The sequence below is a fragment of the Metabacillus sp. 113a genome (assembly GCF_050107635.1).
Lineage (GTDB): Bacteria > Bacillota > Bacilli > Bacillales > Bacillaceae > Metabacillus_B.
In genome coordinates this window covers 308,250-327,873 of record NZ_JBNILJ010000003.1, presented here as the reverse complement: position 1 = coordinate 327,873, position 19,624 = coordinate 308,250, and the positions used below count along the sequence as shown (strand labels likewise).

Here is a 19,624-nt window from a genome sequence, read left to right as displayed (position 1 = left end):
TGCCAATTTTTGCATTGATCTTTTTTACGCTTTCATCCGTTTTCTTAGGGAGCGGATCTTTTCGAAAATTAATTCATAGAAATTTAATCTTTTGCTTATTCTTTTATAATTTTCAGCGGGTACTCTATTCATACAGCCGAGAGCATGATTAGTACCCATAATGCCGATGCTGGGATATAGTTATAGGAAAGATCGTAAAAGGAGCCGGGATTGATGCAGAAGGTTTTGCTTGTTGATGATGAACCATCCATCCTTGATGTATGCAGACGGTATTTGGAGCGGGAAGGATACATGGTGGAATCAGCAGTAAATGGATATGAAGCGGTAGAAAAGTGGCGTTCGGGCCGGCCGGACTTAATCATTCTGGATCTGATGATGCCCGGAAAAGACGGGTGGATTGCAGCAGAAGAAATCAGGGCGGAGGATGAGGATGTCCCAATTATCATGCTGACAGCCCTTGGTCAGGAAAGAGACCGAATTCTGGGCCTCACGTTGGGAGCAGATGATTATCTGACAAAGCCCTTCAGTCCGAGAGAACTTGTTTTACGGGTAAAGAACATGCTTAGACGGGTTTCAAAAGGTAAGAGGCCTGAAACGAATTTTATTACGTTCGGAACGATTACCATTGATTCATCTGCAAGAGAAGTAAAGTCAGGTGAGGTTCTTGTGGAAATGACTGCTAAGGAATTTGATGTCCTATGGCTGCTGGCGAGTCATCCCTCCCAAGTGTTTTCAAGATCCCAGCTGCTTCAGAAGGTGTGGGGATACGATTTCTCAGGAGATGGGAACACGGTGAATGTTCACATCAGAAGACTGAGAGAAAAACTGGAAAAAAATCCGGCAGAACCGCAATTTATTAAGACGGTTTGGGGAATTGGCTACAAGCTGGAGCGTTCCATCTTATGAGAATCAGAACGCTGTTGATTTTAGCAAATTTTCTTTGCACATCCTTGATTTTGATTTTTTTGCTGATCAGTTTTGTGGAGATGTCGATTCCAAATGATTCCATCCTGATTTTAACAATTATGACGTTTGCAGCAGGGGTTCTTTCTTCTCTGGCCCACTTTTTCCTGACAGAACCGCTCATGAAGGCGGTCAACCAAATAAAATCGGAATCAAAGAAAATGTCAGACGGTCATTTTAATGTCCGGATTTCCGAAAAGGGACCGGCCGAAATTAAGGAGCTCGGAAGTCATTTTAATGAAATGGCTGAAAAACTGGATCGGATGTTTATGGAAGTGAAAAAGTCCGAGGCTTATAAGACAGAGCTGATTGCTAACGTTTCTCACGATTTGCGTACCCCAATAGCTTCCATTCTCTCCTATGTTGAAGCGCTGGAAGACGGAGTGGTGAGGGATGAGCGGGAGAAGGAAGAGTATCTATCCACCATAAAGAAAGAGGCTGTCCGTTTAAGCAAGCTGATTCAGGAGCTATTCGAATTGTCTCAGCTGGACAGTCAGATGATTCCGTTTCTTCCGGAGCCAGTGTATGCCGACCAGCTCATTTTGGACGTTCTTCAGCCATTGGAACTCATTTTAAAGGAAAAGCAGCTTCGCTTGGAACTCCAGCTTGAAGAAGGGTTGCCCCCGGTATTCATGGTGCGGGAACAGATCATGAGAGTCCTTTCCAACCTGATTCAAAATGCAGTCAGCCATTCGCCGGACCAGGGCTTAATCCTCTTAAAAGCAGAAAAAAAAGCGGATCAAATCCTTTTTTCGGTCAAGGACGAGGGTCCTGGAATCAGGCAAGCCGACCAGTTAAGGATTTTCGAACGGTTCTACCGGGCTGAAAAATCCAGAAACCAGGCATTAGGAGGCTCAGGGCTGGGGCTTGCGATTGCAAAGGAATTTATTGGACTTCACCGTGGAGAAATCGGTGTTATCAGCAGAGAAGGCAAGGGAAGTGAATTTTGGTTCACCATCCCTTTAATACTGGAAGGAGAATGAAAAATGAAGATGTGGATGCCTATTCTGATCATTGCGGGAGCAGCTGCCATTTTATTTGCGGTCATGCCGAATATTGGTGAATATTTTACGAAGCGCTCTCATGAAACACAGCCGGTTGCAGCAGCCGGAACCGATGAAAAAGGAACGGATGGGAAAAAGGCGGTTGCGACATTTGCCGGCGGATGTTTTTGGTGCATGGAACCCCCTTTTGAAAAGCTTGAAGGGGTAAGCGAGGTTATCTCCGGGTATACCGGTGGAGAAACAAAAAATCCTTCCTATAAAGATGTATCTTCCGGTTCAACTGGACACATAGAGGCAGTACAGGTCGTGTATGATCCGTCGCTCGTCACATATGAAGAGCTTTTGCAGGTATTTTGGAGACAGATTGATCCTACAGATGACGGCGGGCAGTTTGTAGACAGAGGGGATCAGTATTTATCCGCCGTTTTCTACCATAGTGAAGAGCAGAAAGCGGCTGCTGAAAAATCAAAAACTGAACTTGAACAATCGGAAAGGTTTGACTCGAAGCTCGTAACAGAAATCAGAGAAGCAGGCACGTTTTATCAAGCTGAGGATTACCATCAGGACTACTACAAAAAAAGCTCCGTTCAGTACAAATTTTATCGCAGCAACTCGGGACGGGATCAGTTTCTTGATAAAGTATGGGGAGGGGACCGTGAAGTAAAAATAGAGCAGGCTTCAAAAGAATCGAATGAAACAGCTGATTACGCGGACTTCAAGAAGCCCTCAGATGCAGAGCTGAAAAAAACGCTGTCAGCTGAGCAATACAAAGTGACTCAGAAGGACGGAACAGAGAGAGCATTTAATAATATATACCATGATCTAAAAGACGAAGGAATCTATGTCGACATTGTTTCCGGAGAGCCGCTTTTCAGCTCTAAGGACAAATACGATTCCGGCACGGGCTGGCCAAGCTTTACAAAACCGCTTGTTCCTGAAAATATAATTGAGAAAGAAGATAACACTCTCTTCATGAAAAGGACGGAAATACGCAGCAAATATGCCGATTCTCACCTTGGCCATGTATTCACTGATGGACCGAAGCCGACAGGACTGCGTTATTGCATGAATTCCGCGGCTTTAAAATTTGTACCGAAAGAAGATTTAGAAAAAGAAGGATATGAAGAATTCATACAGGATTTTGAGTAGGATTTAGAGGCTGGCTCTGGAAGGGCCAGCCCGGTTAATAATAACGCGTGTGCAATCATTTGATTCGGAGTAGGACTTTTGGGGTACATATCATGGTCGAAATGAACAAAAAAGGGGATATATGATGAAGCGATTCCTGTTATTATTTTTATCAATTATGCTGCTGGCAGGCTGTTCTTCTAATGCGAATGTGGAAAGAGCAAATACAGATATTCTCAATGCCGGATGGGCGGATATTGAAAAAGCAGCCGGCGGGAAAAAAATCAGGCTCCATATGTGGGGGGGAGACCCCGGGATCAATGCTTATATCGATGAATATGTGAAGCCTGTCTTGAAAGAAAAGAAAAACATACTTCTGGAGCGTATCCCAATGGATACCCCGGAAATTTTACAGAAGCTTGAAACGGAAAAGCGTGCAGGACAGGCAGAGGGAACAATTGATCTTGTCTGGCTAAACGGAGAAAACTTTAAAAATGCCAAACAAAATGATCTGCTTTTTGGACCAATCACTGAAAAACTGCCAAACTATCAACAATACTACGATACAAAATCCCTCGAAAACCGCTATGACTTCGGCCTTAAAACGGATGGCTACGAAGCACCATGGGGGAAGGTTCAATTTGTGTTTCATTACGACTCTGAAAAAGTGCAGGATCCTCCCGAAACAATAGAGGATTTGCTGTCATGGGCGAAGGACAATCCAGGACAGTTTACTTATCCCGATCCGAAGGACTTTACCGGGAATGCTTTCATCCGCCATCTGTTTTATGAGTCGGCAGGGGGCGCAAAAACGCTTCTTGATAAGGGATTTGATGAGGAATATGCCAATTCAGGAAGCAAGGAGCTATGGGAAAGCTTGAATAAGCTTGAGCCTCATCTTTGGAAAAAAGGAAAGCTTTATCCAAATGATTTAACCGAGCTGGATAAACTGTATGCAAATGGGGAAGTTGCCATGACCATGGGGTACAATGAGGCGAGAGCAGAAAGCTTAATAGAGAAAGGGGTTTTTCCGGAAACCACCCGATCCTTTGTCCTCGAATCCGGTTCTATTGGAAACACGCATTTCCTGGCTGTCCCGGCAAACAGCGCGAATAAAGAAGCAGCTTTAGTATCCATTGATTTTCTTCTCTCTCCTGAAGCCCAGATTAAAAAGCTTTCCCCTGAATATTGGGGCGAAAGTCCAGCGCTTGATTACTCAAAGCTGACAGAGGAACAGAGAGAAAGCTTCGATGAAATCGATCGGGGGAAAAGTGTATTGTCTCCTGAGGAGCTGGAGGATGCATTCCTGCCTGAGATTGATTCACAATATGTGAACTGGCTAAAGGAGAACTGGACGAATGAAGTGGTTCAAAAATAAACAAATTCCAGGCGGCGTGATGCCCGCACTGCTTGTAGCGGGCATCATGATCCTCTCAGGCCTTCTCTTTGCTGTTTTGGAGAGCCTGAGGGAGGAAACCACCTTTTCTTTCCATGCTTATGCTGAAGTTTGGAGAGATAAAAGCTTTACAATGTCATTTATTTACAGTTTATTCATTGCTTTTTTCTCGTCCTTGCTTTCAATTTTCATAGGATTATGGATTACAAGAAAGATAGCCCCGTTTTTGCGGCGCCCTCTTTTTAAGCTGCTTGCCTGGTCTCCGCTGCTGTTCCCCCATTTTGTATGGGGCTACATGCTTCTTTTGCTGCTTGACCAGACAGGATGGATTCCGCAGATTCTTCAGCAGATTGGCTGGCTTGAGAAGGAACAGTTTCCTGTCCTGATCCGGGATGAATGGGGAATTGGAATTATTCTTACGTATGTGACGAAAGAAATTCCATTTGTCATTCTGATGCTGCTGCCTGTCTACCTGGATATGGACGGCCGCAGACGTGACTTGGTTATTACGCTTGGCGGTTCAAAGCGGGATGTGTTTACAACAGTAGAATGGCCGGTGATTTTTCCGGTTATAAGTGAAATCTTTCTAATCTTATTTGCCTTTATTCTGACGGCCTATGAAGTACCTGCGCTGCTCGGGATCACCTATCCAAAAATGATCTCAGTCCTTGCTTTCGACTGGTTTTATAACGGTGACTGGTCTCAGCGACCGCTTGCTTATACTGCAATGCTTTCTATCACCGTGCTCATTTTGCTTCTGACGATCCTGTTTTACATTCTATGGGGAAGAACGAGAAGGATCCGCAATGACTCCTTTCGCGGAACGCCTTTTAAAAAGAAAGGCTCGGCACCTGTTTTAACCATTTATTTAGCATTGGTGTTTATGCCGATTGCCGCCTTATTAGCGAGCAGTATACTGAACAGGGACCCTCAGAATCTGCTTCAATCCGCTTGGTCGCTAAGGGCATGGAGTGTGCTGGCAGAGGACCCGTTGCTGATTCAGTCTGTCTGGACTTCGGTTGCCATTGGCGTCATAGTTGTGCTGCTGAATTTTCTGCTTGCCATTCCTGCAGCGAAAGCTCTGGCATTTAAAGATTTCAGGGGCAAAGCAATTGCAGAGACAGTCCTGCTTGCACCGCTCTTAGTTCCTGCGCTGCTGGTTGCGATGGGACTCCATATTTCACTGATCCGCCTCGGACTTGCAAATGAATGGAGCGGGGTGGTGCTGATTCAGCTGCTTCCAACCCTTCCCTATACAATTAAAATGTTCAGGGCAGGCTTCGAGCAGATGGGCCGGAGCTGGGAGGAACAAGCAGCAACACTTGGTGCGTCAAAGTGGAGAATCTTTCGGTCCATTCATTTGCCGCTGCTGATATCATCGTTTAGAGCATCTGCGTTTTTAGTTTTTGTTATTTCTCTCGGACAGTATATCTTAACCAGCTTAATAGGCGGGGGAAATGTACTCACTTTAGCGCTCGTTTATTTCCCTTATTTTGAACAGGCAGATACAGCTGTAATGGCAGCCTTCTCGTTCCTGTTCGCCCTTATTCCAATTGGAGTCTGGCTGGTTTTCGAGGCTTTATTCCGGTTGACCGCTGCTTATAAAGGAAGGTGATGGAATGCCCTATCTAACATTTGACGGGACAAAGCAATATAAATCTCAGCCAGTCCTGGAACGGACACAATTTACAATGGAAAAAGGTGAAATCCTCTCCCTTATCGGCCCTTCGGGTACTGGAAAGTCCACTTTGCTGAAATGCCTGGCGGGATTGGAACATCTCGATTCCGGACAGATTTTTTTAAACGGCAAGAACGTGACAGCAGTTCCGGCAAGAAGAAGAGAGGTCGTCCTCGTTTTTCAGCAGGCCCTTCTGTTTCCGCATATGACGGTCTTTGAAAACGCAGAATATGGATTAAAACTGAAAAAAATCAACAAGGAAACCCGAAGAAAAAAGGTGCAGGCAATGCTTGATAAAACAGAAATGCTGCACGCTGCAAACCGTTATCCCGACCAGCTTTCAGGCGGTGAACAGCAGCGGGCTGCGCTGGCACGGGCCCTTGTCATGGATCCAAAGCTCCTCCTCCTTGATGAACCGTTTGCAAGTTTGGATCCACTCCTTAGAGATAAGCTTCGGATTTGGGTCAAGAGCCTGCTCAAGGAACAAAACATAACGTCGATTTTTGTTACACATGATATGGAGGAAGCGGCGATGATAGGAGACGAGCTGGCCATTCTCCACGGCGGGGAGATTCTTCAAAAAGGGAAAGCGCGCGATATTTATTTGAATCCGGCTAATGAAACAGCTGCCGCGTTTTACGGCGACGGATTGATTATCAATCATGAGTTTATTCCCTCATTGAAACTTGACATCCTAAAGCAGCCTGCGGTAGATGGGTGGAAAGGAACCGTTTTGAATGAGGTGTATAAATACGGCCGCGTTTTCTACAGAATTTCTGTTGAAAGTCAGCAAATTACCTTGTATAGTGCTGAGCCGCTGACAGAGGGCCAAACGGTGTATGTAAGCAAAACAGGAGAGGAGCACACCAGACATTGAAAAAAACAGTAAGACTGCTGATCCTTGCAGCAGCAGCCAGTTTCCTCCTCTGGTTTAATCAGACCTATTTAAAGTTGAACCCGGAAATGATCAAGAACTGGATTCAATCATTAGGGGCCGCGGGACCGGTTGTTTACATTCTTATCTACACCGTCCGGCCGGTAATTCTTTTCCCTGCCTCCATCCTCTCGCTGGCGGGGGGGCTTGCATTCGGACCGGTATCCGGCTTCCTATATACGCTCGCCGGCGCTTCTGGCGGAGCCATGCTGGCCTATTTCCTTTCAAAGCAGTTTGGAAGAAAAATCATACCTGATTCCGGCCGAATCGATACAGTGAAAAAAGCAATAGAGAAGAATGGATTTTTATATGTTCTCCTTCTTCGCCTTCTTCCCATTGTGAATTTTGATTTAATCAGCTATGTAGCAGGACTTGCTTCCATTCGCTGGTTTTCCTTTTTAATGGCTACCATCCTTGGAATTATACCTGGAACGTTCGCTTATAACTTTCTGGGTTCAAGCTTTACAGCGGATAATCGGTCAACGCTCTATATCGCGATTGCAATATTTGCGGTAATGGCCCTTCTTCCTCTTTTATTTAGAAAGAGAGTAAAAAAGCGGCTGTTTCCCGGTCAGGATGAAGAGGTGGAAAAGGATGCTTGATACGCATGGCAGGAAATATGTCCAGCCGGTAATCGAAGGAACAGCTTCCATTCTGCTAAAGTGGAAGCTTTCTGCAAATCAGGTAACGGGAATCGCTTTTTTAATTGGTGTTTCCTCCGGTCTTTTTATTTATTTAAGTCAGCCTCTGCTTGCAGTACTGGTGCTATGGCTGTCAGGCTTTTTGGATGCAGTGGACGGAACGATGGCAAGGAAAACGAAGCCTTCTGCATGGGGAACGGTTCTTGATATCACCTTTGACAGAGTCGTAGAAATCAGTGTCATTCTCGGGCTTGCCGCAGCTTTTCCGGAGGCTCAGTGGGCGCTGCTTCTCTTAAGCTGCTCCATTATCATCTCCATGACGATCTTTTTGACGGTTGGTGCGCTGAGTGAAAAACAAGGAGTCAAGTCCTTTTATTATCAAGCTGGAGTCGCAGAGAGGACAGAAGGATTTATCCTTTTTTCGCTGATGATTCTGCTCAGCGGCCAGCTTATCTGGTTCACCTTGCTCTTCTTTTTACTTGAGATGTTCACCGCTTTTCAGCGTTTATTTGAAGCAAAGCGAATACTGAAATAGGAGGAAGAGACGATGAAATATGATTTGATTGTGATTGGCGGAGGATCAGGAGGACTTACGGCTGCAGCCGGTGCAGCATCTTTCGGAGCAAAAGTCGCTTTAATCGATAAGCGTGAAACACTGGGAGGCGATTGTCTGCATGTCGGCTGTGTCCCATCCAAAGCCCTTATTCACCAGGCGAATGAATTTTATACAGGGAAGAAAACAGCTCTAAAATACGGGACTGAACTGAATGTAGATTTTGATGGGATAAAACAATCTGTTCAAAAGGCAGTTGAAACCATCCAGCATCATGATTCAGATGAACGCTTTGAAGAGCTTGGCGTTCATATTTTCCATGGCCAGGCTGAATTTACCGGGGCTCATAAGGTTAAGGTAAATGGACAAATTCTCAAAGGAAAACGGATCGTAATTGCCGTTGGTTCAAGCCCGCTTTCTCCTGACATTGAAGGACTGAAGGAGGCAGGTTTTCAGACAAATGAAACCATTTTTACAATGGATGCGTTCCCGAATAGATTAGCGATTATCGGAGGCGGGCCAATCGGTGTGGAAATGGGGCAAGCCTTTGCAAGAATGGGAAGCCGGGTTACAATCATTGACCGCTCCGGTAAAATCCTCTCAAAAGAAGATGATGATGTGAGGGACTTTATGACTGAGGAGCTGTCAAAGGAATTGGACATCCTTTCGAGCACAGAGGTTGCAAAGGTTACACTTTCGGGTGAGGGCAAGGTTCTCCATCTGAAAAGCGGCGGGCGGGAAGAAATGCTTGAAGTGGACGACATCCTTCTTGCTATGGGCCGCGTGCCGAATACAAAGAGCTTACATGCGGAACGCGCAGGAGTTGAGCTGAATGAAAAAGGGCATGTTAAAGTAAATGACTACCTTCAGACAAGCAAAAAGCATATATTCGCAGCTGGCGACGTGACCGGGGAATACATCTTCACTCATGCAGCTGGTCAGGAAGGCAAAACCATTGTCCAAAATGCCGTCTTTGGAGTGAAGAGCAAAATTTCCTATGAAAACATGCCATGGAATGTATACACGCGCCCCGAAGTGTTCCACCTCGGATTAACAGAAAAAGAGGCCAAAGAACAGGGGGAGGAAATAACCGTCTACAAAAAGAAACTGGAGGAAGTAGACCGGTTCGTAACAGAAGAAGAGACCGGTTTTGTTAAATTGATCATGGACAAAAAAGGGAATATTCTCGGGGCACATGCAGTCGGACAAGGGGCAGGAGACTGGATGCAAACCGTCGTTTTTGCGAAAAGCAGCGGGAAAAAGCTGAGAAGCCTCTCAGGAATGGTCTACCCCTATCCAAACCGTGCTGCTGCTATCCAATCAGCAGCTGACCTTTACTGGAGAGAAAAGCTGTTTGATGGAGCGCTGAAGAAATGGGCAGGACGTTATATTAAGTGGTTCAGGTAAAAGGATGGGCTGGTATCCAGCCCTTTTTTTGTCTGTAAAAAACTTGATTTGGCATAGAAAATCCTTGAGGAATGAGGGTGCACATTTTCAGCTGTACTTTTGTACTGAAAACCACCCCCATACTATATAAATATAAAAAAATCAGCCGTTTAAGCACGGCTGAGGAGATTATGCGTAGCGGACTTCATCACGCTGAACAGCCACTTCTTCATACTCGTTCAGCAATCCGTCAAAGATTTGGCTCCAGGTTTGAGTAAGTGCATAAGCCCTGGCGTGTCTGGACATTTGCTCTCGCAGACTATGGTTCTCAAGCAGGCTTGTAATCGCCCCGATGAAAGCTTCAGGATTCCGGGGCTCGCAAAGCAGTCCATTTTTACCTTCAGAAATAATGTTCTTCACACCGCCGGAATTCGCTCCAATGACCGGGGTTCCGCAAGCAAGGGACTCCAATACAACATTGCCGAATGTCTCAGTCGGGGATGGGAAAACAAATAAATCAGAGGACGCATAGATCTTTGCCAGGTTTCGACCGCTTACATATCCCGCAAATGTCATGTTGTCCGGTGCATCCTTCATCATTTCAAGCTTAGAAGGGCCATCGCCGACGATTAAAAAGTGGACCTTTTCTTTCAAGTGTGCCGGCAGTGTCTTGGCGACTTTCATCAGCGTTTCGATGTCCTTCTCCGGAGCAAGCCGGCCCGCATAGGAGAGAATGAAAGGCTCTTTAATCCCATATTCCTCATGGACATCAAAGCCTTCAAGGCTTGGAGAAAACATAGAGCAATCCACTCCTCTTCCCCAGATCTTCAAATTGGGAAAGCCTTGTAATTTAAGCTGATCTAATGTAGCGGGGGATGGAACAAACAGTTTTTTAAAGGGCCTGTGAAACCAGTGCATATACTTCCACAAAATTTTAGACAGGAATTGCAGATCATAGTATTCGAGGTACTGATCAAAATCTGTATGATAGGAGCCGACGATGGGTATGTTCAGCTTTTTTGCATAATGCATGCCGCAGAACCCGATATTGAAGGGGGTAGCAATATGGACGAGATCAGGCTGGAATTTTTGAAGCTCACCTTTTACCTGGAGCATGTTCGGCCACGCTACGCGGCACTCTGGATACAGGAAAAAAGGAAAGCTCGCAAATCGGTGAATGTGACTGGAAAAAAGGCTTTCCTTCGTGCTTTCGGGTGCAAACACACGATATTCATGGCCATTGGCTTCAAGGTAGTCTGTAAACCGTTTTAATGTACGGGCAACCCCGTTTACATCGGGGGCATACGTATCGGTAAACAATGCGATTTTCATCGAATCCCTCCAGACATTAAAGTCGAACCGAATCAATTAGGTTAACTGCAGAAAATTCGGAAACCACTTGCTGACCAGCATAAAGGTCATGATGCTGGTCGAGGTGCCGAGCAGACAGCCTGCCAGCACGTCAGAAGGATAGTGAAGCCCAAGGTAAATGCGTGACAGTCCCACGCTGATTCCTAAAGGGATCAGGACCAGTGCAAGACTCGGCATAAATAGAAGAAATGGAATGATGACTGAGAATATCGCTGTCGTATGGCCGGATGGAAAAGAATGATCTTCCAGCGGATTAGCCGGAACCTTCGTTTCGAGCAGTGCAATGTAAGGGCGTTTTCTTGGGTACATTTTTTTAACAATGGCGACAGGTATATGGCTTATCGCAAGGGAAGCGGCACTGGCGATGGCTACCCACCTGACCGGACCCTGAGTAAAGAAAATTATAGCTAAGCACATGACGATGGTCAGAGTCGCTCCTCCGGCGTGCGTGATGTTCCGAAAATACATGTTGAGAAACTTTCTGTCGAAGTGCCGGTTGAGGCTTCGGAAAAGCTTGCACTCAAAATCATACATGTTTGCAATCAGCTTGGTTTTCATATAAACAGATGCTCCTTTACAAACGCCTTTTATACTATTCTAATTTAGAAATATTTAGTTAATAATAAGAATTTGTAAAGAAATTCAATCTTTTTTTTCATTTCCTTTAAGTTCAGTAAAAAATTCTTCCAGTTCTTCAGCAGCAGCCAGAATTTTTTAGTAAACTAAGCAAAGCTTTTTATCCAATCAGCCAAGCCGGCTGCCATTCCGGCCAGCGTTTGCAGCATGGCAGGCAGGTATGGCTTTTGCCTTGCCGCCCTGCCATGATAAAATGAATTACCTTATTTTTTTAACGGGACAGCCTGCTTGTAAATTTGGGCTTTTTCCGTATACTCTCTGCGGATCCTCTCCATATCTTTTACATCAGCTTCCTCTAGGGGCCGTATGATTTTTGCCGGCCTGCCAAAGGCAAGAGTATGAGGGGGGATCTTTTTACCCGGCGGGACGAGGCTGCCTGCACCAATAAAAGCCCCCTCGCCGATTTCTGCTCCGTCCAAAATCAGGGAGCCCATGCCAATCAGAGCGTTTTTTCTGATAATGGAGCTGTGGAGTATAACCTGATGTCCAACCGTTACATCATCCTCAATTATAAGCGGACGATTTGGACTTTGATGGAGACAGCACTGATCCTGGATATTCACCCGGTCTCCAATGACCGTTGGGGCGACATCCCCCCGTATGACAGTGTTGTACCAGACGCTGGACTGCTTACCGATCGTTACGTCTCCCGTAATGGTCACATAATCGGCTATAAACGCAGAATCGGCTATTTGAGGGATAGAATCTTTGTAGGGATAGATCAATTGCTAAACATCCTTTCCTGTAATTAGGGGAATCTAAGTACATTATAATAAAATTGAAACCGGGTTGTAAGGACTCTAGGATAAGATTTGAGATTAATGGAGGAATTCACATGTGGAAATGGGAAGCTGACCGTCCGAAAGCTGCGATTGTGATGATCCATGGGGCTGCAGAGCATCACCGCCGCTATAAATGGCTGATTGAAATGTGGAGATGTGCCGGCTACAACGTCATTATGGGAGATCTGCCCGGACAGGGGACTTCAACGAGAAGGCGCGGGCACATCCAGTCCTTTGATGAGTATATCGCTGAACTGAACAGCTGGCTGACGGAAGCGGACAAATACGGCCTTCCACTCTTTCTTCTTGGCCACAGTATGGGTGGACTGATTGCGATCAGAGCTCTTCAGGAAAAAGAACATAAATTGGCCGGTGTCATTCTGTCTTCCCCTTGCCTCGGGTTGATGCATAAACCAAACCGGGCATTGGATGTGGTTTCAAGGGGCCTGAATATTGTATTGCCCTCTCTTCTGCTGAAATCGAATTTAAGCATTGAAATGGCGACCCGAAACAAATCTGTTATTGAAATCGATGAAAATGACTCACTGTATGTAACCAGGGTCTCAGTCCGGTGGTACAGAGAGCTCGTCCATGCCGTTATTCAGGCAAATAATAAACAGCACGTGTTTCCCGATGTTCCGCTTCTTGTTATGCAGGGCGGTGATGATAAAATAGTGGATAAGCTCGCTGTGAAATCCTGGTTTAACCGTCTGGACGTTTCCGAAAAGTCCTTTAAGGAGTGGAAAGGATTTTATCACGAAATTTTCAATGAACCCGAGCGTGATCAAGTATTCAGAATGGCCCTGTCCTTTACGGAGTATCATCTGCCGGAGCAGCCTAACGAAAATTGGAGTGAATTGACATGACCATCCCTAAATCCCCTTTTTCCCTTATGAAAAGAGTATATAAGAATGTATTTCCCATTGTTCATGCCTATTTGGGAGAGTGGAAGACAAAAGCGGAAGCTATTCCAAATAAGGAGCTAAGAAGCCAGGCACTGGCAAGCATTAATGATAAGTCCTTCCACTGTGAAGGCGGGAGCATTTTAGCGATTCTGGCAGGTCCCAGGATGAAAGAATGCATTGAATTTATTGTAGCTTATCAGACGATCAGCGATTATTTGGATAATTTGTGCGACAGAAGCACGTCACTGGATCCGGACGATTTCAGAATGCTGCATCAATCGATGCCGGACGCTTTGACATGCGGAGCAGAGCTGAAAAATTATTACGCATACCGTGAAGATCAGGATGATGGCGGATATTTGCATGAACTCGTCCAAACCTGCCAGCGGATTCTCAGCAGGATTGAAGACTACCCGAACATTAAAGAAACCCTGCTTGAACTGTCCGGCTATTATTGTGACCTTCAGGTACATAAACACGTTAAAAAAGATGAGCGGGTGCCCCGGCTTGAAACGTGGTTTGAACATCATCGGAGCACCTTGCCTGAAATGGAATGGTATGAGTTTTCCGCGTGCAGCGGATCGACACTCGGCATTTTTTGCCTCACTGCATACGGCTTTCAGCACTCATTTGACCAGGGGCTGGCTAAACAGATTCGCGATAGCTATTTCCCCTATGTCCAAGGTCTCCACATTCTGCTTGATTATTTAATCGATCAGGAAGAAGACCGGGCAGGAGGAGATTTGAATTTCTGCAGCTATTATCCGACGGAAGAAAGCATGATGAGCCGTCTTAAGCATTTTATTGAAAAAGCTGACAGCAGTTTAGAAGGGATTCCGCATGAAGGATTTCACAGGCTGATTAACAGGGGATTGCTCGGTGTTTACTTATCCGATCAAAAGGTAACGTCCAGAAAAGAGCTGAACAAACTGGCGAGAGCCCTGTTAAAAAGAGGAGGAGGCACCTCCCTGTTTTTTTACCTGAACGGAAGGGCCTACCGGACATTTCAAAAAATGACGGCGCAGAATACGTAAGGAGGCCGTTCAAAAGACTGAATAGCTCATACCAGTAAAACCAATAGAAAAAAGTGCCCGGAGCATGCTCTGAGCACTTTTTTTCTGTTCATAAGACCAATCAGACTTTCGAGCGTCTTATCCCAAAATATCTGCAAGTTCTTTCTTATTCATCGTTTTTCAATGGCACATATGAAGGGGGGATCGTTTTTCTGGTTTATAAATTGGTATTGCAGTACATGAGCCTCATCCTGAGGGAGGTTCTTTGCAAAATCCATTACTTCTTCTTTTTCCAATTTCCCTTCAGGATGACCGTGATAAATCACAAGAACGATTATCCCTTCAGGTTTCATGATTCTGAGAAGCTGTTTAATGCTTTCTATAGTATAGGTAGGTGAAGTAACAATGGATTTATCTCCTCCCGGCAGATAGCCTAGGTTAAAGACGGCTCCGGCAATGGTGCCGTGATATACTTCCGGAATGGAGCGTTCCGCATGCTCATGCCCTTTATGAAACAATGTGACCCGGTTATGAAGATTTAGTTCCTGAAGCCGCTTTGAAGTTGCGGCAATCGCTTCAGCCTGTATATCAAAACTGAACACCTTGCCGCTTTCACCAGCTAAGTCAGCTAAAAGGGCAGTGTCATGGCCATTTCCAGCTGTTGCGTCAACAGCTGCATCTCCAGGTCCTACAGCAGAAGCAAGCAGCTCGCGGCAAAATGGAAGGATTCGCGCCAGCTTCATAACAAGCCTGCTCCTTCCCCATTGAAGAAATTCCCCTGATAGCTTCCGCGCCTCTCCAATTCCCTGTCGATCGCATTCAGAACCGACCATTTATTCACACTCCACATCGGTCCAATCATTAAATCAATTGGACCGTCCCCTGTAATCCGGTGCACAATCATTTCCGGCGGAAGCACCTCAAGCTGATCGCAGACAAGCTTAACATAATCATCAAATGATAAAAATTCAACCAGGCCTTTTTCAAACTGCTTGACCATCGGGGTCCCTTTCAGCAGGTGGAGCAGGTGGATTTTAATCCCCTGCACGTCAAGCTTTGCCACTTCACGGGCAGTCTGCATCATCATCCCGGTATCCTCCAGAGGAAGTCCGTTGATAATATGGGTACAAACACGGATCCCATGCTTTCGAAGCTTGTTCACACCTTCCACATAAGCAGGGTAATCATGGGCGCGGTTTATAAGCATAGCAGTCCGTTCGTGTACGGTCTGAAGACCGAGCTCCACCCACAAATACGTCCGCTGGTTCAATTCAGCAAGATAATCGACCACATCATCCGGAAGGCAATCAGGCCTCGTAGCAATGGATAACCCTGCCACATCATCAAAACCAAGCACGGTTTCAAATTTTTCTTTGAGTACATCAAGCGGGGCATGAGTATTGGTATAGGCTTGGAAATAAGCGATATATTTGCCGTCTTTCCACTTTTGATGCATCTTCGATTTACCTTCTGTAAATTGTGTATTCAAATCATCCGCCCGGTTTCCGGCAAAATCACCGGAACCTGCAGCACTGCAGAACGTGCAGCCTCCGTAAGCAACCGTTCCATCCCGGTTTGGACAATCAAATCCACCATCCAAAGCCACTTTAAACACCTTATGGCCAAATGTATTTTTCAAATGATAATTCCATGTATGATACCTTTTTGTATCCGCTGCAAACGGAAAAGGGTTGGACTGAACCAAATCAGATGAGCCTCCTGATAGAAATATTGTCATTATGCCATTTTATCATGCCGTTTTTTTGAATGACAAATTTTTTAGGGGTTAAACCTGCTTTTTAGGCAAATCCTATAAAGGCGAAATAACGTGAAGAAAGGGGCATCTACATGGCTACTCGGGAATCCGTAGAAGATTATATGCAAAAATGCACAGAAGCTTACAACTATGCAAAAGCACAATTTGAAAGCGGTGCAAAGCAAGAGCACTACCATGATCTGGAGTACACCGAAGCGCAATCCTTGCTTGAAAACGCAGTTAATGATCTGAATAAGCTGACATTAAGCTGCGACGACCAGCAAAAAGAGCAGCTGTACAGAATGAGACTCCAGCTTCAGCAGCTGCAAAATGAAATGATTCTGCAACGGCACTAAGGAGGGTACACGATGGCGACTAAATCTGACCAGAACAATCCCGAGCAAAAAACGAAAACTCCGGAACAAAGCAAAATGGAGTTCTCAAAAGAATTGGACCCAGTAAAGAAAGCAAAGCAAAAATATGCCGAAAAAGGCCAGCCCATCAAGTCCAAACAGCATCCTGAAAACTGATTCTCTTCTGCGTTTTTAATCCTTCAAAAAGGGAAAAAAGAAAACCAGGAGGCGAGTTGAATGAGAACATACATTGTGCAATACACGGACAAGGAAACAGGGGAACGTGTTTTTGACGGCCCGGCTTTCGGAAGCGAAGCGGAAGCCATGGAAATGCAAAGAGAACTTGAAGAAAAAGGTCATCTAGATGTCCTGGTTGAAAGCGAAAATGATATCCTGCAGGATCGTGAGTAGAATAGAGATGGAGAAAGACGGAAAGCACCCGATTTTGAGGGTGTTTTTTTGTTGAGGCCGGAGGAAGAGCGTCGTGTTTGAGCTGAAAGAAACATTTTGGTTAGGTATTTTGTTTTTTGATGGGAAATCGATTTTAACCGGAAACAGACAAGGGGGGAATGTGGAATGTCGGACAAGAAGAGTGAGGACTCCAGTGACAGGCAAGGATGCGTGGAAACCCAAGAAAAGCGAGCGGGGGTAAAACAAAGAATATCAGGAAGAAATAGAAAAGAGCCCAATCGCACCCACCGCCACTAAACGTATGGCACCTGCAACCCGCCGTGATTGCGTACTTACACCCCTAAAACCATCCATACAGCGGATAAGCCACTTGCCCACCCCCCTTTTTTTGAAAAAATACCTTCCCGCCATTGACAATCCCAGCACATCTGTTTATTGTAATAAGTGTATTAGTTGGTGTAGTACACAAGATACAGTTCATTCAATTGGAGAAAGTAGGGAGATCATGATACAAATTGATCCTCGCAGCTCGACGCCTATTTATGAACAGGTTGTTCAGAGTATGAAGGAGCTGTGCTTGAAAGGGGCTTTGAAGCCCGGAGATAAACTTCCCTCGGTCCGGGAGTTGGCCACGATCATTATTGCGAATCCGAATACGGTGAGCAAGGCATATAAAGAGCTTGAGCGTGAAGGCATTATTGAGACTCTCAGAGGCAGAGGAACCTTTGTCTCAGAGAATGTGAAAATCAAACTGGATGAGGGGAAGACGGAGATGCTTAAGGAGCAGCTGAAGACACTGATTATTGATGCAGCTTATGCAGGAATTGATGTGAGTCAGCTCCACGATTGGCTGGATGAGATTAAGAAAGAGGTTGGAGGAAATAAAGATGCTTGAAGTGCGGAATTTATCTAAGAAGATGAATGGAGAGAGCATCCTGCAGAGTGTATCTTTTTCTCTTAGAGCCGGAGAGATTTTCGGATTGCTTGGGCGAAATGGGTCTGGTAAGACGACTCTTCTGCGTTTAATTGAACAGATCCTGCTGCCGGATGAAGGAGAAATTCTATATGACGGAAAGCTGATCAGTAAGCATCCGGATGTGAAGCAGAAGGTTGTGTACGTTCCGATTCACAATGGATTTTATGAGCGCTATACGTATAAACAGCTGATCCGGATTCTAAAGCCGCTGTATCCGGACTTTGATGTGACTTATGCCAATGAGCTGATGAACCGGTATAATTTGTCGGAGACGAAAAAATATCGGGATTTGTCTACGGGGCTGAAAAAGCAGTTTTCGCTTATTATCGCGTTTGCGATGAGGCCGGAAGTCATTTTGCTTGATGAACCGACGGATGGGATTGATGCAGTGACACGCCATGATGTGCTCGAGCTGATGATCGATGAAGTTGCGCATAGAAATACAGCCATAGTGATTACTTCCCACCGGTTGGAAGACATCGAGCGGATATGCAGCCGAATTGCTTTTCTGGAGGGAAATACGCTGTCTGATTTAGTGGATATGGAAGATATTAAAGGAGATTATTTGAAGCTTCAGCTTGCTTTCGAGCATGATCGCCACCTGCAGATCAGAGAGAGGGGATTGCCGGTTTTGGATCATACGGGCGTCTTTTATACCGTTTTGCTGGAAAAGAAAAATGAAGAGCAGCGGGCGTGGCTTCAATCCCTTGAACCAAAAATTTGGAATGAACTCCCTGTGAGCCTTGAAGAAGTCTTTATTGCAAAGTTTGGAGGGAAGCGCAGATGGTAGCTAAGGGACTAATACTAAAGGAAATCAGGCAGGCATATATCGGCCTGATTACAGCATCAGCTGTGTTGATTGTCTATTTGCCGTGGATGATTATGAATGCGTACTCCTCGTATTTAGAGTATGGCGACGGGAAATTTGAGTTTAGCATGTTTGAATCAAGTTTTAATGGAGTGACCCTGCTTATGCCGTTCATTCTGGCAATTGGAATGCTTGGGTCAGAAAAACAAAGAGGCAGTATGGATTTCACACTGGCTCTGCCTTTTAAACGAAGTGCCATTTTTTGGGTCAAGTGGCTGGTCGGCACAATTACAATTGTGATAAGTTTGATTGTTTCATTCTGTGTGAGTTCAGTTACTCTCAATATTACGGGAGCTTTTGTTTTAGAGAGCACGGTTCAGTATTATTTATACCTGACTTTGTCAGCTGTAATGATCTATTCTCTTCTTTTTGCAGCCGGATGCCTGACAGGTACTTCTTTCGCGCAGGGCATGGTTGGCGGAAGCATGCTTTTGCTGCCGGTATTGATCGTATCCGTGAGCATCATGAATTTGGACGTGTTTATGGATGCCTCTGCTCTTTATAATCAAGGCTTTGCGGATATCCTGATCAATTTTTCCGGATTGAACATCGTTTGGTATGATGACACGACTATGATTGAAAGGATCATTACGCCGCTTTGTCTGACCATCCTTTACACGGCAATCGGGTACGCTGCATTTTTGCGTCATCCCGCTGAAAGAAACGGCTATTTCTTTCTATGGAAATCGTTCAACTTGCCTGTTTTCCTAATTGTGCTTCTGCTCGGAATGTTTGGGTTTGGAGGATTCGGGTACTCAATCGGCGGGGAATCCATTCCAGGCTATATTACAGGAATTTTAATAGGTGCAGGAACTGGCGCAGCAATAGGATATGTAACGATTTATAAAAAAGCGAAATAAGAGAGGAATT

General features: G+C 45.3%; 22 protein-coding genes. 17 read left to right on the top strand and 5 right to left on the bottom strand.

Annotated features, from left to right (window positions below):
• Positions 1 to 210 precede the first annotated feature (210 nt).
• The 9 genes from ACQCVE_RS07835 to ACQCVE_RS07795 all read left to right on the top strand — a co-directional run bounded on the left by ACQCVE_RS07835 (position 211) and on the right by ACQCVE_RS07795 (position 9,704).
• On the top strand, positions 211 to 906 hold the full coding sequence (locus ACQCVE_RS07835) for a response regulator transcription factor (RefSeq protein ID WP_426843439.1): 696 nt from the start codon (positions 211 to 213) through the stop codon (positions 904 to 906).
• The gene (locus tag ACQCVE_RS07830; protein WP_426843440.1) at positions 903 to 1,946 is read left to right on the top strand and encodes a sensor histidine kinase; all 1,044 of its coding nucleotides are present in this window, start codon (positions 903 to 905) and stop codon (positions 1,944 to 1,946) included. Before ACQCVE_RS07835 ends, ACQCVE_RS07830 begins: the two co-directional genes overlap by 4 nt.
• A 3-nt stretch (positions 1,947 to 1,949) precedes the next feature.
• Entirely contained in the window at positions 1,950 to 3,116 is a 1,167-nt protein-coding gene (gene msrB, locus ACQCVE_RS07825) for a peptide-methionine (R)-S-oxide reductase MsrB (RefSeq protein WP_426843441.1), read from the top strand.
• Between the two features lie 124 nt (positions 3,117 to 3,240).
• Positions 3,241 to 4,473, top strand: coding sequence for an ABC transporter substrate-binding protein (locus ACQCVE_RS07820; protein WP_426862349.1), 1,233 nt, complete (start codon positions 3,241 to 3,243; stop codon positions 4,471 to 4,473).
• Positions 4,454 to 6,106: an ABC transporter permease gene (locus ACQCVE_RS07815; RefSeq protein ID WP_426862348.1), complete on the top strand. Its 1,653-nt coding sequence runs from the start codon at positions 4,454 to 4,456 to the stop codon at positions 6,104 to 6,106. Before ACQCVE_RS07820 ends, ACQCVE_RS07815 begins: the two co-directional genes overlap by 20 nt.
• 4 nt (positions 6,107 to 6,110) lie before the next feature.
• On the top strand, positions 6,111 to 7,046 hold the full coding sequence (locus ACQCVE_RS07810) for an ABC transporter ATP-binding protein (RefSeq protein WP_426843444.1): 936 nt from the start codon (positions 6,111 to 6,113) through the stop codon (positions 7,044 to 7,046).
• Complete coding sequence (locus ACQCVE_RS07805) at positions 7,043 to 7,705, top strand: TVP38/TMEM64 family protein (RefSeq protein WP_426843445.1); 663 nt, start codon at positions 7,043 to 7,045, stop codon at positions 7,703 to 7,705. Before ACQCVE_RS07810 ends, ACQCVE_RS07805 begins: the two co-directional genes overlap by 4 nt.
• Complete coding sequence (locus ACQCVE_RS07800; protein ID WP_426843446.1) at positions 7,698 to 8,279, top strand: CDP-alcohol phosphatidyltransferase family protein; 582 nt, start codon at positions 7,698 to 7,700, stop codon at positions 8,277 to 8,279. Before ACQCVE_RS07805 ends, ACQCVE_RS07800 begins: the two co-directional genes overlap by 8 nt.
• A 12-nt stretch (positions 8,280 to 8,291) precedes the next feature.
• Positions 8,292 to 9,704: a dihydrolipoyl dehydrogenase family protein gene (locus ACQCVE_RS07795; protein WP_426843447.1), complete on the top strand. Its 1,413-nt coding sequence runs from the start codon at positions 8,292 to 8,294 to the stop codon at positions 9,702 to 9,704.
• Positions 9,705 to 9,872: 168 nt separating this feature from the next.
• On the opposite strand, the gene ACQCVE_RS07790 is transcribed toward ACQCVE_RS07795, so the two are convergent.
• The 3 genes from ACQCVE_RS07790 to ACQCVE_RS07780 all read right to left on the bottom strand — a co-directional run bounded on the left by ACQCVE_RS07790 (position 9,873) and on the right by ACQCVE_RS07780 (position 12,415).
• Positions 9,873 to 11,015 carry a glycosyltransferase family 4 protein gene (locus tag ACQCVE_RS07790; RefSeq protein ID WP_426843448.1) on the bottom strand — a complete coding sequence of 381 codons (1,143 nt, stop codon included), beginning with the start codon at positions 11,013 to 11,015 and terminating at the stop codon, positions 9,873 to 9,875.
• A 36-nt stretch (positions 11,016 to 11,051) separates the two neighbouring features.
• Entirely contained in the window at positions 11,052 to 11,612 is a 561-nt protein-coding gene (locus ACQCVE_RS07785; RefSeq protein WP_426843449.1) for a phosphatase PAP2 family protein, read from the bottom strand.
• A 281-nt stretch (positions 11,613 to 11,893) separates the two neighbouring features.
• Entirely contained in the window at positions 11,894 to 12,415 is a 522-nt protein-coding gene (locus ACQCVE_RS07780) for a gamma carbonic anhydrase family protein (protein WP_426843450.1), read from the bottom strand.
• Between the two features lie 110 nt (positions 12,416 to 12,525).
• Between ACQCVE_RS07780 and ACQCVE_RS07775 the strand changes: the two genes are divergently transcribed.
• Both ACQCVE_RS07775 and ACQCVE_RS07770 read left to right on the top strand, forming a co-directional pair.
• Positions 12,526 to 13,338: an alpha/beta hydrolase gene (locus tag ACQCVE_RS07775; protein ID WP_426862347.1), complete on the top strand. Its 813-nt coding sequence runs from the start codon at positions 12,526 to 12,528 to the stop codon at positions 13,336 to 13,338.
• Positions 13,335 to 14,411, top strand: a complete 1,077-nt coding sequence (locus ACQCVE_RS07770) for a tetraprenyl-beta-curcumene synthase family protein (RefSeq protein ID WP_426843452.1) — start codon at positions 13,335 to 13,337, stop codon at positions 14,409 to 14,411. The genes ACQCVE_RS07775 and ACQCVE_RS07770 overlap by 4 nt, the downstream gene beginning before the upstream one ends.
• 149 nt (positions 14,412 to 14,560) lie before the next feature.
• On the opposite strand, the gene ACQCVE_RS07765 is transcribed toward ACQCVE_RS07770, so the two are convergent.
• Together ACQCVE_RS07765 and ACQCVE_RS07760 are read right to left on the bottom strand one after the other, a co-directional pair.
• The gene (locus tag ACQCVE_RS07765; RefSeq protein WP_426862345.1) at positions 14,561 to 15,133 is read right to left on the bottom strand and encodes a class I SAM-dependent methyltransferase; all 573 of its coding nucleotides are present in this window, start codon (positions 15,131 to 15,133) and stop codon (positions 14,561 to 14,563) included.
• Positions 15,130 to 16,095, bottom strand: a complete 966-nt coding sequence (locus tag ACQCVE_RS07760; RefSeq protein WP_426843454.1) for a TIGR01212 family radical SAM protein — start codon at positions 16,093 to 16,095, stop codon at positions 15,130 to 15,132. The genes ACQCVE_RS07765 and ACQCVE_RS07760 overlap by 4 nt, the downstream gene beginning before the upstream one ends.
• A 143-nt stretch (positions 16,096 to 16,238) precedes the next feature.
• Here ACQCVE_RS07760 and ACQCVE_RS07755 point away from each other — a divergent pair, with 143 nt between their 5' ends.
• The 6 genes from ACQCVE_RS07755 (at position 16,239) to ACQCVE_RS07730 (ending at position 19,614) form a co-directional block, all read left to right on the top strand.
• Entirely contained in the window at positions 16,239 to 16,502 is a 264-nt protein-coding gene (locus ACQCVE_RS07755; RefSeq protein ID WP_426843455.1) for a YtzC family protein, read from the top strand.
• A gap of 12 nt (positions 16,503 to 16,514) precedes the next feature.
• The gene (locus ACQCVE_RS07750) at positions 16,515 to 16,676 is read left to right on the top strand and encodes a glycogen biosynthesis protein GlgD (protein WP_426843456.1); all 162 of its coding nucleotides are present in this window, start codon (positions 16,515 to 16,517) and stop codon (positions 16,674 to 16,676) included.
• A gap of 60 nt (positions 16,677 to 16,736) precedes the next feature.
• A complete protein-coding gene (locus tag ACQCVE_RS07745; RefSeq protein ID WP_426843457.1) occupies positions 16,737 to 16,910 on the top strand; it encodes a hypothetical protein in 174 nt (57 codons plus the stop codon).
• A 505-nt stretch (positions 16,911 to 17,415) separates the two neighbouring features.
• On the top strand, positions 17,416 to 17,805 hold the full coding sequence (locus tag ACQCVE_RS07740) for a GntR family transcriptional regulator (RefSeq protein WP_426862344.1): 390 nt from the start codon (positions 17,416 to 17,418) through the stop codon (positions 17,803 to 17,805).
• The gene (locus ACQCVE_RS07735) at positions 17,798 to 18,676 is read left to right on the top strand and encodes an ABC transporter ATP-binding protein (RefSeq protein WP_426843459.1); all 879 of its coding nucleotides are present in this window, start codon (positions 17,798 to 17,800) and stop codon (positions 18,674 to 18,676) included. The genes ACQCVE_RS07740 and ACQCVE_RS07735 overlap by 8 nt, the downstream gene beginning before the upstream one ends.
• Positions 18,670 to 19,614, top strand: coding sequence for an ABC transporter permease subunit (locus ACQCVE_RS07730; protein ID WP_426862342.1), 945 nt, complete (start codon positions 18,670 to 18,672; stop codon positions 19,612 to 19,614). Before ACQCVE_RS07735 ends, ACQCVE_RS07730 begins: the two co-directional genes overlap by 7 nt.
• Positions 19,615 to 19,624 lie beyond the last annotated feature (10 nt).